Raw genomic sequence first — 14,678 nt, 5'->3', positions numbered from 1 at the left:
TGGCACCTAGGCGGCACTTAGGCCGATCAGGCCCCATCCATGCGCACGATTTTCGGCGTGAAGGTGCCGAGCACATTCACCAAATCGTGCTGGCTTTCCATCACGGAAAAGATGTCCTTATACGCCTGCGGCGCTTCGTCGACACCGCCGCCGATGAGCTCCACGCCGTGCTGCTGCAGGTGGCGGCGCACGTCGGCTTCGCCCAGCTCCTGCTTGGCCCGGGTACGCGACATCAGTCGGCCAGCCCCGTGCGAAGCCGACGCCAGCGACTCGGCCACTCCCCGACCGCGCACAATGAACCCGGGCGCCGTCATCGAACCCGGAATCACGCCCAGCACGCCTTTGCCGGCCGGCGTGGCGCCCTTGCGGTGCACGATAACCTCACGGCCATCGGCGAGGCGCTCCTTCCAGGCAAAGTTGTGGTGGTTCTCCACCTTAGCCAGGGGCCGCTCACCTAGGGCGCGGGCAATGCGCTGATGAATCTGGTGGTGGCAAGCCGAGGCGTAATCACCGGCCAGGTTCATGGCGGCCCAGTACTCCTGCCCCGCTTCCGAGTCGAGGGACAACCACGCTAGGTGCTGCGCTTCGGCGGGTAGCTGGCAGGTATCCTTGGCGAGCTTGGTGTAGTGCTGCGCCACGCTAGCGCCCAGGCCGCGCGAGCCGGAGTGCGAGAGCAGCCCTAGGTACTGGCCAACGGGCACGCCCATTTCGTTGGCGGGGTCGGTGATTTCGACGAAGCCGAACTCCACGAAGTGGTTGCCCGAGCCGGAGGTACCGATCTGCGCCGCGGCCGTTTCCTGCTTGTTACGCAAAAACGGAATCGTGCTGAACTCGTCGCGCTCCAGCACCTCGTGCCCGAGCTTTTGCCCGTGCCGGAACACGTCGCGGTTGCCGAATTTGGTGTTGGCGAGCAGGATATTCTTCAGCTCCTGCACGCGCTGCGTGAGGTACTGCGGCGGCAGCGCGAAGATGGACAAGGCCATCCGGCAACCGATGTCGACGCCCACCGCATACGGAATCACCGCGTTATCAGTAGCCAGCACGCCGCCGATGGGCAGGCCGTAGCCGTGGTGGGCGTCGGGCATAAGGGCGCCGCCTACCGTCACGGGCAGCTTCATGGCTACCTCCATCTGGTGCACGGCGCTGGGGTCGATGTACTCGGCCCCAAACGTGACGTACTCTTTGCGCTCGGCCAAGGCAATGTGCCGGCTGGGCGGGGGCAACAGCGCCGCGGCGGTGTGGCTCCAGTCGAGGTCAGTGAGGAAGTTGTGCGGGTTGCGGATGAGGGCCTGCAGCAAGGCGAGCTGGTCGGTTTGCGACAGGCGTTTTAGGTGTTTGCGCTGCAGTTGGGCCAGCGCCAGCCCGATGGCACGCCCTTCGGGGAAGCCAAGCTGCCGAAGGTCGTTGCCGCGTAATTGATTAGCCATAAAAGTGATGTTGTGAAGTGAGAACGAACTCCCCTCCTCAGATGAGGAGGGGTGCCCGAAGGGCGGGGTTGTTGATGGTGAGGTTACACTTAGCAGGCCGTGCATAGCTGAGCCCTACAAGGCTGTTTTAGAGGCAGGCCGTGCAAGTGGCGCGGACGCCCGTCAACCACCCCAGCCGCGCCTGCGGCGCGGCGTCCCCTCCTCATCTGAGGAGGGGAGTTTTTGACGTGCATAAACCCAAAGCCCGAGCAACAAGCGGCCAGCGTTTGGCCAAAGGCGACTTAACAGGTCGAAGGAACGCTGGCCTACGGCATCGGGCGGGTTGGGCGGTGCAGCCGAAGGGTTACAATGCGAGTAGCCTGTTGCGCGTGTTCAGTCGAAGTAAGGCTACCCAACGACACCTTTGGCGGCACCAAACCTGCGTGGGCAACCAGCCGCACAGCCTATTACAGGTTGCGAAGTAGGGCTGTGCTACGGCACCAAACAGGTAAACAAGCTGCTGACCAAGGGCAACAAGCGGCAGGCGTTGCCGGCACACCCGCAGGCGAGTGCGCCACTTGCCACCTAGGCGGCAAGCTGCAGGATTTGAACCTGCATGATCGTTAGATCTTACCGAAGTAACGCCGTCCTACGGCACCCGGTCAGCATTAAGAAAAAGTGTTGGGGCAACAGGCGCCAAGCCTACATATCCTGCTCTACCAACTGAGCTACCGCCAGCCACCTAGGGCAGGCGAGCGGGAATCGAACCCGCGACACGGCGAACTAAAGTCGAAGTATGGCTCGGCTACGGCACCCAACAAGGGTTTAGGCTAAACGGGGCAACTGGTGCCCGGCCAACGAGTCTGCCCTACCGTTCACGTATGCGCAGCACCCTAGGGTGCCACTTCGGGAGTCGAACCCGCGACAAGACTCTGTTTGAATGGTACGAAGGATGGCCGAGCTACGGCACCCGTTCAGCAAGCTAGTATCCACTGGCCCAACCAACTGCAAGGGCTACAGGCGACAAGCGAAATGTTTTCACCACCTGGCCACCGGCCAAGGACGGGATTCGAACCCGCGTTGATGCGGCGACCATTGCGCCGCACCCGAAAACTATACCACGAAGTAACGCCCGTCTACGGCACCTTGCAAGTTGATTGGCCGCGGCGGAGGCATCAGCTACCAGGGCTGATGCTTGATGTTGTTATCTGCAATTCATGGCAGTAGAGAATTAAAAAGGTGTCCGGGATGATGGGGCAGCGGCTCGGATTAGCCGCCGCCCCGGCAGCTTTGGTTTAGCAGAATTGTGGGTAAGAATTGGGCACAGATGATGGTAGTTGTAGTTGCTAGCCGATTGCCTGCCAGGCAGGCCTACAGCTCGATCTGCTCAATTTCCGACAAGGCAGAGCCGCCATTTTCCAGCGCCTGCAGCACGTCGAACACCTTATCCGACCAGCCCGCAATGAGGGCCACGCCATCGTTGTGGCGTACCTCCACGGGCGTGTTGCCGTGGCCAGCCAGGTCGAAGAGGTACAGGCGGGCTTGAGGTGCCACCGAGCGGCGGTACTCGGCCCATTCCTGCGCCAAGGTGGCGCCGTGGTTGTGGCTGTCCCAGAGCTGGCAGTCGGTGAAAAGCATCACCTTGTCTACCACCTCGCGCTGTTGCCGCAGCTCGCGCACCACCAAGTGGCCGTTGGTGCTGTAGCCTACCTCGCCTTCGCGGCGGTAGAACTCCTGCACGTTGCTGAGCACCTGGTTGCGGGGCAGCGCAATGCGCTTCCACCGGTCGCCGAACATGCCGGCTACCACGTTGGCGCAGCGGCTCTGCAGCAACATACCCAGCACCAGGCCCACGTCGTAGAGCTGCACTTTGCTGCGCGCCGATACCGGCTGCTGCATCGAGCCCGACACGTCGCAGGCCACCACCACCCGCGTGTTGGCCTCAAAGCCGCGCAGGTTTTGGATGGAGTGTCCGATAGCTGTTTCCAAGGCTTCGAGCACCCGGGGCACGTGGCCCGAGCGCACCTGCAGCAGCTCGCGGTAAGCGGCCAGGTAGCGGAACGGCAGCTGCTTGCTGCGCGCCACGGCAAAGCGGTCCGAAAGGCTGGTGCACACCTGCTCCATCGCCGCCGCCGACACTTCGGCTTCGAGGATGTTGCGCAGGTTGCGCAGCAAGGCCATATAGCCCAGCTTGCCACTCGCAATCAGCTCCTCCCACTTGCTGCGGAAGGCTGCCTGCCGCTCCTCAGCCGTAGCAAACGACTCCTGACCTAGGGCCGAGAGCTCCGTTTCCCAGGTGTAGGGCGTGGGCAGCTCGCCGCGCACCAGCTGGTCGAACAAGGCTTGCTGCTCGGTGCTTTTGGCGGTGGGGTGCACCAGGAACAAGGCATCGCGCAGGCGCACCTGGCCGGCGCGGTCGTACTTGGCCAGCTGGTAGCCATCGAAGCGGTTGAAGGCCAGGGCCAAACCCTTCTGCAGCTGCTTCGAGAGACGGTTAAGCGTTTTCGGGCCTTGCCGCTGATTGGCCAAGGCGTAGAAAGCCAGCAGTTCGGTTATTTCGTCGGCGCGCTGCACCACGCGGGCTACCATGCGGCTCACGAGGTCGTCGCCGCGGTGTACCTGGGCCAGCTCTACGGCCAACACCAGCGGCACCGAGCGCAGGTACAGCCGCTCCCGGGCGTACACCGCCATTTGGGCCACGAAGCGCGGATCGTTTTGGGCCACCAGCTCGCGCAAGCGTTGCAGGCGGGTACCGGCATTTTCGTAGAACTGGTCGTTCAGCGCAGCGGTTGCCACGGCGGCGTACAGCTCCAAAGCCGGGGTGAGTTGGAAGGCCTGCGCGCCCTCGTGGTTTATCACTTGCGCCGGCTTGTTTTTGCGGAAAGTAAAGTTGAAGCGCATAGTTACCGTTGCGTAAAGGGTGTAGAAATTCGTTCGGCAATTCCTACGGAATTTATTGCCGTTATCAAGTAAAATAATTACCGTTTTGCAAAGGCAATAGTTTTCGAAACCGCTAATTATTATCAGCGATGCTCAAGAAATAAATACCTCGAAAAATACCCTAGGTGGTTACCTATAGGCCCGGATATTGCCAGCAGGGGCTAACCCGTTTTCGCCAGCCAAAATCAGCCTGTATATCTGCTACGCTGCCGAAATACCAAAGCATTGTGGCGGCTGGTGCATGGGCCAGGGCTAGAAGCTGGGTGTATTGATTCGACAGCATGAGCGTGAGCAGTTAAGGAACTGATTGGGAAAGCAAAACGCCCGAACCTGGCGGGGTTCGGGCGTTTTGCAATGGATGGCTTCTATCTCTAAAACCTCATCTCGCTGCGTGCGCGCCGAACCCCGGCTGGATCTTATTCACCGAGCTGGTTGGCATCCCTAGGTATTGGTTGAAGTGGCAGCGCATGACGAGTGAAGTCGGGTAAGGCGTTTGTGTTTTGTGCTTTGAACGGGTCAAAGATAGAAAGGTTATTTTCTGCAAAGCAATTATTTTTCAAAAAATATTTTTTTCCACTATGCAGCAATTCTCCATTCGCAAGACTTCTCCAACTAACACAACTCATTTACAATTTCATTTCAATGAATAGCGCATATCGCAATACCACAACCTAGGTAATTCGTTTCGATTAGCACGGCGACCAATAATCAATTTTCACCAGGCGCCCGCCCACAAAATGGAAGCGGAAGGCATCATCGGCATTGGTGTTGAACAGGCCCTTCTCGTTGCCTTCTACCTTCACTCCAAACAGCTTCTGAAAATCGGCGGTGGTGGTGAGGCGCGAAAGGCGCTTGCCGCGGTACGAGATGGTGCGCTGCGGGTACCGCGGCCCTAGGTCAACTTCCTCCAGCACGTAGCCTTCGGCCGCATTACCGATAAACTTCAGGCCGGGGTAGTGCAGCAAATAATACCGTTTACCCTGCTGAGCGGCGTGAAAACCGCACTCATAATTGGGTTCGGTTACTTTGGTTGGCTTGCCGTAGGTTTTAAGAATGCTGGCCTTGGAAGTGTAGAACAGCAAACCGTCGATGCGCAGGGCTTTGTAATCGAGCGTGGGTTCCTTTGCTTGCGCCGCTACGCCCAGGGTAGCAAACAAGGCGGCTGTAGTCAGATAAGAAGCGGGTTTCATAAAAGCCGGATAAGGATTGATGTACTGCCGTAAAGATGTTGGCGCGGGCGACTGTTTCCTAACGCGTACTGCTCGGCGCTACCGCTCGACTGCTCTCATCTGAAACGAGCAGCTTTGCGTTCTAGAATTGTCTCATTGGCTCACTCGCATGCCCTGCCTCGCTACCTCCGACCGCTACACCATTGCGCTACCCCAGGGCCACCGCTTTCCTATTGCCAAGTACGAGCTGATTCGGGAACAGCTGCTATGGCAGGGTATTGCGCCGCCCGAAGACTTTTACGACCCCGGCCTGTGCGCCGAAGAAGACGTGCTGCGCGTGCACACAACAGAATACTGGCACAAGGTGCGCGACCTGCAGCTCTCCCCTGCCGAGGTGCGCCGCCTGGGGTTGCCGCAGAGCGAGCAGCTGGTGCTGCGCTCTTTGTCATCGTCGGCAGGAACGCTGCAATCGGCGCTACGCGCCCTGCGCGACGGCGTGGCCCTGAACTGCGCCGGCGGCACCCACCACGCCTTTGCCGACCGCGGCGAAGGGTTTTGCGTGCTCAACGACATTGCCATCGGCGCCGCCCACCTGCTACACCACGGCCTGGCGCGGCAGGTGCTGGTTGTCGACCTCGATGTACACCAAGGCGACGGCACGGCTGCCATCTTCCGGCACGAGCCACGGGTGTTTACCTTCTCCATGCACGCCGGCGCCAACTACCCGCTGCGCAAGGAGCAATCGGACCTCGACATTGAGCTGCCCCTAGGTACAGACGACGCTGCTTACCTAGGGCAGCTGCACGCGGTGCTGCCGGGCCTCATCGAGCGCGTGCAGCCAGATTTTATCTTCTACCAGGCCGGGGTGGACGTGCTGGCTACCGATAAACTCGGCAAGCTGGCCCTTACTCCCGCCGGTTGTCGGCAACGCGATGAGTACGTGCTTGGCCTGTGCCACCGCCTGGGCTTGCCGGTGGCCGTGAGCATGGGCGGCGGCTACTCCGAGCGTACTGCCGACATCGTGAATGCCCACTGCAACACCTTTGCCGTGGCCTACGAGCTGTGGGGCGCCGCTTCTTGCCGACCTTTGCCCGCTGCTTCGTCCCCCATTACCGCTGCCAACGTCCATGCCCCTACCCGAGTTTGAAGAGTTTGATGCCCGCCACACGCCCAAAACCCAGCGCGAGGTAGGCCGGCACGGTCAGGCCCCCGAACCCACCGGCACCCCGGCGCAGCAGGCATTTCGGCAGGCCGTGCAGGATGTAGAAAACCTGCGCAACCAAGTGCAGGAGCTGGAGCAGGCCCAACGCGAAGCTAAAAACAAGTACTGGCGCCAGGTAGGCCCGCTGGCCGATGCCGTGGTAGCCGCCCGCCGCTCGTTGTTTGAACCCCTGGAAGCCGCGCTTACCACCGGCTACTTCAGCCGCCTGGAAGAGCAGCGCATCGAGGAGCTGCTGCTGCGCAATGCGCTTACATTGCAGAACCGTTTCGGCGAAGACGTAGCCGAACTCATCCGCCGTTACGCCCCGCAGCAACGCGCAGCGGAACCCAAGCCTACAGCTTCGGAAGAGCAGCGCAAGACCGCGCCCGACGCTTGGCAAGACCACGCCGAGCACCACGCGCACCAGCGCGGCAAGCGCAAATCAAAGCAAGAACGCGAGCAGGAAGCTGCTGCCCGAGCACTCGCGGCCGACCAGAAGCGCCTGCAAGCCGGTACCAAAGCCGTATACCGCCAGCTGGCCCGCGCCAACCACCCCGATCTGGAGCGCGACCCGGAGCTGGCCCGCCAGAAAACCGAACGCATGCAGCGCATCACCCGCGCCTACGAAGCCGACGACCTCTACGCCCTGCTTCAGCTCCTGGCCGAGCACCGCCAAGGCGACTCCGACGCCGAATCCGATGAGCTGCTGATGCGCTACACCCGGGCGCTGCAGCAACAGCAAACGGAGCTAAAGCTGCGTCTGCAACAACTAAAGTTCGGCGACCGGAACGCCTTTATGGGTACCGGCAAAAAACAGGAAGCCGAGTTGCGACAAGTAAAGCGCAGCCTACGCGGCGAAGCTGAGTACCTGGACTTAGTGCAGAAAGCCGTGCAAGACCCGGAGAACCTTCGCCAGCTGATTCGCGAGCTGGACGAAGCCGGCCACGAGGAGATTTAACCTCTATCCCCCGGCTGTCATTGCGAGGACGAAGCAATCGGTCCTGGGCTGGGTAGATCTGTTCCCGTAGTAACCAAAAAGCGCCGCCTGCTGTAGCGCGGACTCTGCAAGTCCGCGTCCGCAGATAGTAATCTTAATCGTTGCGCGGTGTAGCGCGGACTTCAGTCCGCGCAGGCTTGCATGATGCCGTTGTTTCGCAACCGGGCGCTACCGCTTGTTCTAGCAAACGCGGGCTGAACCGAAGGAAGGCGTAGCCAAGCCCACGCTACACCGCGTTGCATCCCTAGGTCCGGAAAACAAAAATTACTATCTGCGGACGCGGACTTGCAGAGTCCGCGCTACACCCTTGGTCGGTTTCGCTTAGTGCTGGGTGAAGAGTTGTGCCCGGCCCAAGACCGATTGTTTCGTCCTTCGTCCTCGCAATGACAGCCGGGGGAACGGCTACCCCAAAAACTCTACCACCTGCCGAATCACCCCTTTGTCGCGCATGATCTTGTTATGACCTAGGCCATTGGTGGGCCGAAAATCCAGGCCGGGCCAGTTGCGGGCAACTTCTTGCGCCTCCGTAAACGGCACTGAGTCGTCGTTGCAGTCGTGGAGCAGCATTACGCGCTCGGCCTGCACGCGCGGACCGGCTTGGGTTAGGCTGAAGCTCTCGGCATCGCGGCCGTGCTGCTCGCGCACGTGGCGCGCCATGCGGGCCAGCACCTTGGGCGATAGGTGCAGCAAATCGGCGAAGCGTTGGGCCACGGCGGGCGTGTTGCCGGGGGCGCTCATCAGCACCAACCTAGGCAGCCCTTGGCCCTGGTTGAACACCACCGGCAGCCCCGCCGTGGTAGCCGCGCCGAAGGAGTGGCTAACCACCGCCCACACCTCGCCTAGGTGGTTGGCTACGGTTTGGGTGGCGCGGCCGTACTGCGGCAGGTTGGTGCGGCGGCCCGTACTGGAGTCGCCGTGGGCGGGCCCATCAAAAGCTACTACGCGGTAGCCGGCGCGCACCAGCGCATCCACAAACACGCCCCAAAAAGCAGCACGGTGCTCCCAGCCGTGCACCATCAGCACGGTGCGCTGGCCCTTGGGATTCCATTCGTAAGCGGCCAACGAGCCCCGCTCAAACGGCACCCGAAAAGCCCGGGCCGTGGCTAGCGCGGCCTCTTCCCACTTTTTGCGAGGTAGCCGCCGCGGCGTGCAGAACATGCGCCACGCCTCGCGAAACGCCAGCTCGGTTGAAATAGCCGAAAGCACTCGGAACTTCAGCCGCACCCACCCAATGCCGGGCGGCTCGGCGTACCGAAACTCCGAAGGCGAAACAAGTGGGGGCATGAGGGTCGCGGCGCGGTCGTACGCGGGCGAATACGTATTCACCATAACTAGGGTAATGTTATAAGGTGACACATGGGGCGCCGCATTGGCGCCGCTTTCTTACTTACTAAGCCACAGCCGGCGCTCAGGCGGGCTCCAGCAGCTCGGTGCGTAGCTGCGCTACAATGCGTTCGTACTGGCGCGCATCGTACACGCGCGCTACCTGCAGCGCACCGGCCAAGGTGGTGAGCACCTGCGAGGCCTTCGAAACCGGGTGCCCCCTAAAGTGCATGGTGCCTGCTTCGCGCCCGGCGGCCAACACCCCAGCTACCCACTCGGTTAGCTCCGTGGTGAAGGTGCGCAGCTCCTGCTGCATGGCTTCGGGCAGCGTCTGAAAATCAGCGGCCAAGGCCCCGAAAAAGCACACCTGCTGCCGTTCGGTTACGCGGCCATGATACACCTCGAGCAAAGCATCGAACTGCTGCGTGGGCGTAAGCTCGGTTACGCGCGGTAAGCCGCGCCATTTGTGCAAGCGGTTGAGTTGCCGCCGAATAATGGCCACGCCTAGGTCTTCCTTGCTCGGAAAATGGTAGTGAATGGCCGCCGGCTTCACCTCCAACTCCTTGGCAATGTGCTGGTAGCTGAACGCATTAAACCCACGGGCCAGCATAAACTGCTCGCCTAGGTCAAGTATGCGGGTGCGGGTATCGTAAGCGGAGGACGTTGCTTGAGCAGACATAACGCCCAAACGTACTTACTTACTAGTAAGTAAGCAATAGTTGAGTGCTTGAATATTTGCTGACGGGCACTAGCTTTCGGAGTTTTTGACTCCGCTCCTCCCCCTCATGAATCCTTCTTTCCACGTCGAGTCCGTTGTTTTCGCTGCCATGGGGCTGTTCTTCATGTTCACGGGCTTGTACGCCCGGCGCAGTCAGCAAACGCGCGCGCAACGCGGCGTGCGCAGCAAGGCTACCCTCATCGGGCAAACGCCTTCGCGCAGCGGCTTGCTTACTTCTATGGTGCAGTTTTCCGTCCGGGGTGGCGGCCAAATCACCACCGATACCGAGTCGCTCGTGGAAGCCGGCAGGTACACGGTGGGCCAAGAGGTAGAAGTAATCTATGATCCGCAGAACCCCGAAAATGCCGACTTCGCCACCGAAAAGCCAACCGGCATTGGCTTCGCTGTAGTTATTGGGTTGGGCTTTCTCATTGTGGGGACTTTGCAGATACTGGGCTACTTGCCCCTGTTCGAGCAAGAGTAGCGCGGCACCTAGGGCTGTGCAACACGCAAAATCTGAAGGCGTCTATTCAGCCAACGCGCCTCAAGCGGGATAACCTTTGCGGTAAATGGATGTAGCGCGGGCTTTAGCCCGCGTTTGCCAGAACAGCAGGTACCGCGCAGGTCTAGCCAAACGATTTCGTGCTGGAAAACGCGGGCTGGAGCCCGCGCTACGCTACTGGCACCTCTTACAAAAAGTAAACCGCCGGCACTTCACCTCGAAAGGCAAGTGCTGGCGGTTTGCTTTATTTAGCTGTAGCTACAGCTACCTAGTCGTTGAAGTGGTACAGGAAGGTGACAATACCTGTGTATGCGGGCTTCTTGCTGTCCTTCACTTCCAAAATTACCTCGATGCTCGCTTTGGCAATGCCGCGTAGGTTCTTCACCGACAACAGCTTGGCCAACAAGCGCACCTCGCTATTCACAGCCACGGGCTGGTTAAAGCGCAGGCTCTCGATTTCGTAGTTCACCTGCATCTTCAGGTTCTCGATGCGCACAATCTGCTGCCAGAGGTAAGGCAACAACGCCACCGTAAGGTAGCCGTGCGCAATGGTGGCCTTAAACGGCGACTCGCGTTGGGCGCGCTCCGCGTCGGTGTGTATCCACTGAAAATCGAGCGTGGCGGCGGCAAAGCTGTTGATTTGCTCCTGGCTGATGGTGTGGTACTCGGAGGTGCCTAGCATTTGCCCCTCGTACTGCTCGAGGTCGGCGAGGCTGCTGATGGTAAGTTGGCTCATGCGGTTGTGGGGAGTAGCACGCGGGCCGCTGACGTGTTGCCCGCGCGTTTTGCGGCTTGAAATATACAGCCGCCCGGGCTACTGCAACCGCGTTAGCAGTTCTTCTACTTGCCGCTCTAGCTTGCTTACGCGGTCTTCGAGCACGGCCGGCGGGCGCAGGTGGGTGCTGAATACGGCCTTTACCTCCCAAATTTCCAGGGCCTGCCCCAGGTCAAATTCCTGCACGGGGTAATCGGGGTTGTCGGCGCGCAGGCGCAGCACGGGGCTATCGGGCAGGCGCTCGGCCAGGCGGCGCACCAGCAAGCGGTTTTGGATCACGAATGCGTACACCTCGCCCACGCGCAGCACGGGCGCGGCCTTATCCACGGGGCAGCACAGCACCACATCGTGATGGCGCAGCGTGGGGTGCATATCGGCCCCACTAAGTTCGAAAGCCCGCGTGGCCGGCCCGAGGCGGTGCGGAAACGTGAGGGCAGTTAGCTCGTCGATGAACTGCGGGTTGTGGTGGTGCACAATGTACTCGAGCACCCGGTCGGCGGGCACTAGCGGCGTTAGGTGGGCCTGTTTGTCGGCTTCGGCTTTCACATCGGGCGCTGGTGCAGCCTTCAACTCCTGCTGAAATATATCGAAGCGGTAGAGGTCGTTTACGGTAAGCTCTCTTGTTAGTAGCAAGTCAACCGATAAGCCAAAATGTTGAGCAATCTGAATGAGCGTCTCCATTTTTGGCTCAGAGCGACCTTCTTCGTAGGCCCCAACACTTGGTCGCGCCAAACCAAACAATTCAGCAAAAGCTGCCTGGCTCAGCTTTTTAACCGCACGAATCTTCCGAATATTATTTCCGATGTAGGACATTCTGCCGAAAAAATTTTACGCTCAAACTTTGAGCACATCTAAAACTTTCAGTAATGTTGTGTCGTAAATCTACCACAAACACCGCAACCAACACCTGCCACCGCTACTTTTTTGAGCATTGGCAACCCAGCTAAGTTTGGTTACCTTCCGCTACTACCACACCGCCAATACTGCCGCATATGCCCAACCGCTACTTCGCTACTGTTAAGAACTACCTGCTGGCGCTTGGTTTCGATATCCGCCACGCCGACGAGCACGACGGCGTATTGGTGGTTGACAACCCGGCGCTGGGCATCCGCAACCTGGTGCTGGGTTGTGGCGAGCCGCTCCTGATTATGGAGCAATACCTGCTGGAGCTGCCGGCCCCATCGTGCGAGGTGTACCAACGCCTGCTGCAGAAAAACCGCGACATCATTCACGGGGCTTTTGCCCTCGACGAATCGGGCCGCAAAGTGATTTTCCGCGACACGCTGCAAATCGAAACCCTCGACCAATCGGAGCTTGAAGCCGTGCTCAACTCGCTTAGCCTGCTGCTCACGGAGTTTTCCGACGAGCTGATTGAGTTTTCGCGCGGCGTGGCCGCGCCCGTACTAGCCTCTTAATTTCTGCCTGCAGCTTACTCGCAGCCGGTTTGCCAACAGCCCTAGGTGCCCGGGGCATGGCCGCGCCTTTGCCCTTGTTGTCACCTCATTTTCTCTTCGAACTATCAACCCCAGTAACGCCATGAACATCTTTTCCCGCTTGTTTAAGATTGGTCAGGCCGAAGCCAACTCCGCAGTCGATCAGCTTGAAGACCCCATCAAGATGACCGAGCAAGGCCTGCGCGACTTGCGCCAGGACCTCGACAAAAGCTTGCACGCCCTAGCCGAGGTGAAAGCCATGGCCATCCGGAGCCGCAACGAGGCCGCAAGCTTCCGCACCAAAGCCCAGGACTACGAAACCAAGGCGGTGCTGCTGCTACAGCGCGCCCACCGCGGCGACCTGGCCACCGCCGAGGCCGACCGCCTCGCCAGCGAAGCCCTAGGTAAGAAAACCGAAAACGAAGCCCAGGCCGAGCGGGCCGCCGCCGATCAGCAAAAGTTTGAAGTCTCGGCGCAGCAGCTCGATGCCAACGTGCAAACCCTGAAGCAAACCATTGGCACCTGGGAAAACGAGCTGAAAACGCTGAAGGCCCGCGCCGCCGTGAGCTCGGCTACGAAAACCATCAACAAGCAGCTGGCCCAGCTCGATTCGTCGGGCACGGTGGCCCTGCTCGAGCGCATGAAGGAGAAGGTGGCCGTGGAAGAAGCCCTGGCCGAATCGTACGGCGAAATCGCACAGGAAAGCCGCACCGTCGATCAGGAAATTGACAAGGCCTTGGAGCAAAGCGCCGGTGGCAAAGCGGCCGCCGATTTGCAGGCCCTGAAGCAGAAGCTGGGCCTCGCCGAGCAGCCGCAGCAATAGCGCACCTAGGCAATTACTTGAACAGCATCCCATGAGACTCGAACAGATGAACCCCGAAGAAAAACGGTTTTTGGTGCTGGCGCTTTGCATGATCATTATCAGCATTGCGGGCCGGGCGGGGCATTGGCTGCACAAAGGGGTGGCGCCCACCCTGGTGTTGTTTAGCTTCACCTTTGCCATAGCGGCGATTTCGCGTTATAACCGCCGCACGAATGCGGCTAACCAGAACCAGCCACCCCAGGCTTTGCCGTCCGCCCCTGAGCGGCAGTAGCCCGACCTAGGGCCGCCCTCTAGCAACCGCTTCTGGCCTCATTTTACCCCGATGAACGCCTACGAGAAAACTTTCTACTACGCCTCCATGGCCATGCTTTATGCAGCGGTGGTCTTGCACATTGTGCACATCATCGGGGCGAGCCAGGCGGTAATGATGCTTACCTCGGGCATGGCTTTGTTCGGCATTGCCAACCACCGCCACATGCGGCGGCTAAAGCAGCGGGTGCAAGAGCTGGAAGCGGAAGTTCGTAGGCTGCACGCCACGGAATAAGCCTCGGCTTTTCGACCTAGGCGGCGTAACAATTTCTTCACTTCGGTTGCCGGATGGCAGCGTATTGGTCCACGGTAATTCTTCTACTTTTAAGCTACCCTCGTTATGCTTATGACAGAACTATTACGCGCTGCAGTTTCTCCGCCTAATCTGCTCTCTACCGGTCTGCTAATCTTTGTGCTGCTGTACTGGCTTACTGTAATTATCGGCTTACTCGATTTTAAAACGCTCGACTTAAGCACCCACCCTGCCGATGCGCACCTAGGCAACTCCGATTTGCACCACGGCCACCACGCTCACCTAGGCGTCGACTGGCTCAACAACGCGCTGGCTTTTTTCAACCTGGGCCGCGTGCCGCTGATGGTGTTCGTGGGCTTTGTGTCGCTGCCCCTGTGGGTAGGCAGCATCCTGCTCAACCACTACACCCACAACAGCTCTTTTGCCCTAGGCCTGCTGTTTTTGGTGCCGCTGCTGCTGGCCAGTTTGTTCGTGGCTAAAGTGCTTACCACGCCATTTGTACGGCTTTTTGCTACGCTCGAACAAGATGCCGCAGCCGGTGCCAAACCCTTGGGCAAAGTATGCACGGTGCTGCTGCCCACCTCCGCCGACCAGCTCGGCCAGGCCACGTTGCGCGCCGAGGGCGCCGCGTTGGTGCTGAATGTGCGCGCGGCCTCCAACGCCGAGCTGCGCAAAGGCGACACGGCTTTGGTAATCGATTACGACGCCCAGCGCCGCTGCTACCTCATCGAGCCCTTCGATGCCGCCTGCTAATCCCCCTCGCTCGCAGCGCACCGACGATCCGCTTTAATTTGAGGTGCTGTTCGAATTTCTTCTCGAATTTTCGTTT

Annotated in this window: 15 protein-coding genes and 1 tRNA gene; 8 read left to right on the top strand and 8 right to left on the bottom strand. The window is 59.9% G+C overall.

Translation table 11 applies throughout. The annotated features are described in order from the left end of the window. Positions 1-26: 26 nt before the first annotated feature. From ASU33_RS08730 to ASU33_RS08720, 4 genes are all read right to left on the bottom strand, one after another. The gene (locus tag ASU33_RS08730) at positions 27-1,427 is read right to left on the bottom strand and encodes an RtcB family protein (protein WP_059070256.1); all 1,401 of its coding nucleotides are present in this window, start codon (positions 1,425-1,427) and stop codon (positions 27-29) included. 1,032 nt (positions 1,428-2,459) lie between these two features. Continuing rightward, a tRNA-His gene (locus ASU33_RS21235) sits at positions 2,460-2,539 on the bottom strand. 238 nt (positions 2,540-2,777) lie between these two features. Continuing rightward, positions 2,778-4,307 carry a TROVE domain-containing protein gene (locus ASU33_RS08725; protein ID WP_059070254.1) on the bottom strand — a complete coding sequence of 510 codons (1,530 nt, stop codon included), beginning with the start codon at positions 4,305-4,307 and terminating at the stop codon, positions 2,778-2,780. A 728-nt stretch (positions 4,308-5,035) separates the two neighbouring features. Continuing rightward, entirely contained in the window at positions 5,036-5,536 is a 501-nt protein-coding gene (locus ASU33_RS08720; protein WP_149867118.1) for a hypothetical protein, read from the bottom strand. Between the two features lie 148 nt (positions 5,537-5,684). Between ASU33_RS08720 and ASU33_RS08715 the strand changes: the two genes are divergently transcribed. Together ASU33_RS08715 and ASU33_RS08710 are read left to right on the top strand one after the other, a co-directional pair. Next, positions 5,685-6,662, top strand: a complete 978-nt coding sequence (locus ASU33_RS08715) for a histone deacetylase family protein (protein ID WP_078062992.1) — start codon at positions 5,685-5,687, stop codon at positions 6,660-6,662. Beyond that, positions 6,643-7,674 carry a hypothetical protein gene (locus tag ASU33_RS08710; protein ID WP_059070250.1) on the top strand — a complete coding sequence of 344 codons (1,032 nt, stop codon included), beginning with the start codon at positions 6,643-6,645 and terminating at the stop codon, positions 7,672-7,674. Before ASU33_RS08715 ends, ASU33_RS08710 begins: the two co-directional genes overlap by 20 nt. A 441-nt stretch (positions 7,675-8,115) precedes the next feature. On the opposite strand, the gene ASU33_RS08705 is transcribed toward ASU33_RS08710, so the two are convergent. Beyond that, complete coding sequence (locus ASU33_RS08705; RefSeq protein ID WP_059070248.1) at positions 8,116-9,042, bottom strand: alpha/beta fold hydrolase; 927 nt, start codon at positions 9,040-9,042, stop codon at positions 8,116-8,118. A gap of 79 nt (positions 9,043-9,121) precedes the next feature. Then, positions 9,122-9,715, bottom strand: a complete 594-nt coding sequence (locus ASU33_RS08700; RefSeq protein ID WP_059070247.1) for a TetR/AcrR family transcriptional regulator — start codon at positions 9,713-9,715, stop codon at positions 9,122-9,124. Positions 9,716-9,821: 106 nt separating this feature from the next. Here ASU33_RS08700 and ASU33_RS08695 point away from each other — a divergent pair, with 106 nt between their 5' ends. Continuing rightward, positions 9,822-10,238, top strand: a complete 417-nt coding sequence (locus ASU33_RS08695) for a DUF3592 domain-containing protein (RefSeq protein WP_078062991.1) — start codon at positions 9,822-9,824, stop codon at positions 10,236-10,238. 286 nt (positions 10,239-10,524) lie between these two features. Here the strand turns inward: ASU33_RS08695 and ASU33_RS08690 are convergent, their stop codons facing one another. Together ASU33_RS08690 and ASU33_RS08685 are read right to left on the bottom strand one after the other, a co-directional pair. Then, positions 10,525-10,992, bottom strand: a complete 468-nt coding sequence (locus ASU33_RS08690; RefSeq protein ID WP_059070243.1) for a MaoC family dehydratase — start codon at positions 10,990-10,992, stop codon at positions 10,525-10,527. Positions 10,993-11,070: 78 nt separating this feature from the next. Beyond that, positions 11,071-11,844: a LexA family transcriptional regulator gene (locus ASU33_RS08685; protein ID WP_078062990.1), complete on the bottom strand. Its 774-nt coding sequence runs from the start codon at positions 11,842-11,844 to the stop codon at positions 11,071-11,073. Between the two features lie 179 nt (positions 11,845-12,023). Here ASU33_RS08685 and ASU33_RS08680 point away from each other — a divergent pair, with 179 nt between their 5' ends. The 5 genes from ASU33_RS08680 (at position 12,024) to ASU33_RS08660 (ending at position 14,602) form a co-directional block, all read left to right on the top strand. Continuing rightward, positions 12,024-12,446, top strand: a complete 423-nt coding sequence (locus ASU33_RS08680) for a YbjN domain-containing protein (RefSeq protein ID WP_059070239.1) — start codon at positions 12,024-12,026, stop codon at positions 12,444-12,446. Between the two features lie 121 nt (positions 12,447-12,567). After that, entirely contained in the window at positions 12,568-13,287 is a 720-nt protein-coding gene (locus tag ASU33_RS08675) for a PspA/IM30 family protein (RefSeq protein WP_059070237.1), read from the top strand. 31 nt (positions 13,288-13,318) lie between these two features. After that, a complete protein-coding gene (locus ASU33_RS08670) occupies positions 13,319-13,558 on the top strand; it encodes a hypothetical protein (protein ID WP_149867117.1) in 240 nt (79 codons plus the stop codon). Positions 13,559-13,609: 51 nt separating this feature from the next. Further along, positions 13,610-13,831, top strand: coding sequence for a hypothetical protein (locus ASU33_RS08665; RefSeq protein WP_059070233.1), 222 nt, complete (start codon positions 13,610-13,612; stop codon positions 13,829-13,831). A gap of 111 nt (positions 13,832-13,942) precedes the next feature. After that, positions 13,943-14,602: a hypothetical protein gene (locus ASU33_RS08660; protein WP_160328163.1), complete on the top strand. Its 660-nt coding sequence runs from the start codon at positions 13,943-13,945 to the stop codon at positions 14,600-14,602. The last annotated feature ends 76 nt before the right edge of the window (positions 14,603-14,678 follow it).

It is taken from the genome of Solirubrum puertoriconensis (assembly GCF_001483135.1).
GTDB lineage: Bacteria > Bacteroidota > Bacteroidia > Cytophagales > Hymenobacteraceae > Solirubrum > Solirubrum puertoriconensis.
The sequence above is the reverse complement of the archived record's forward strand: the minus strand, read 5'-3'. Positions and strand labels throughout refer to the sequence as shown.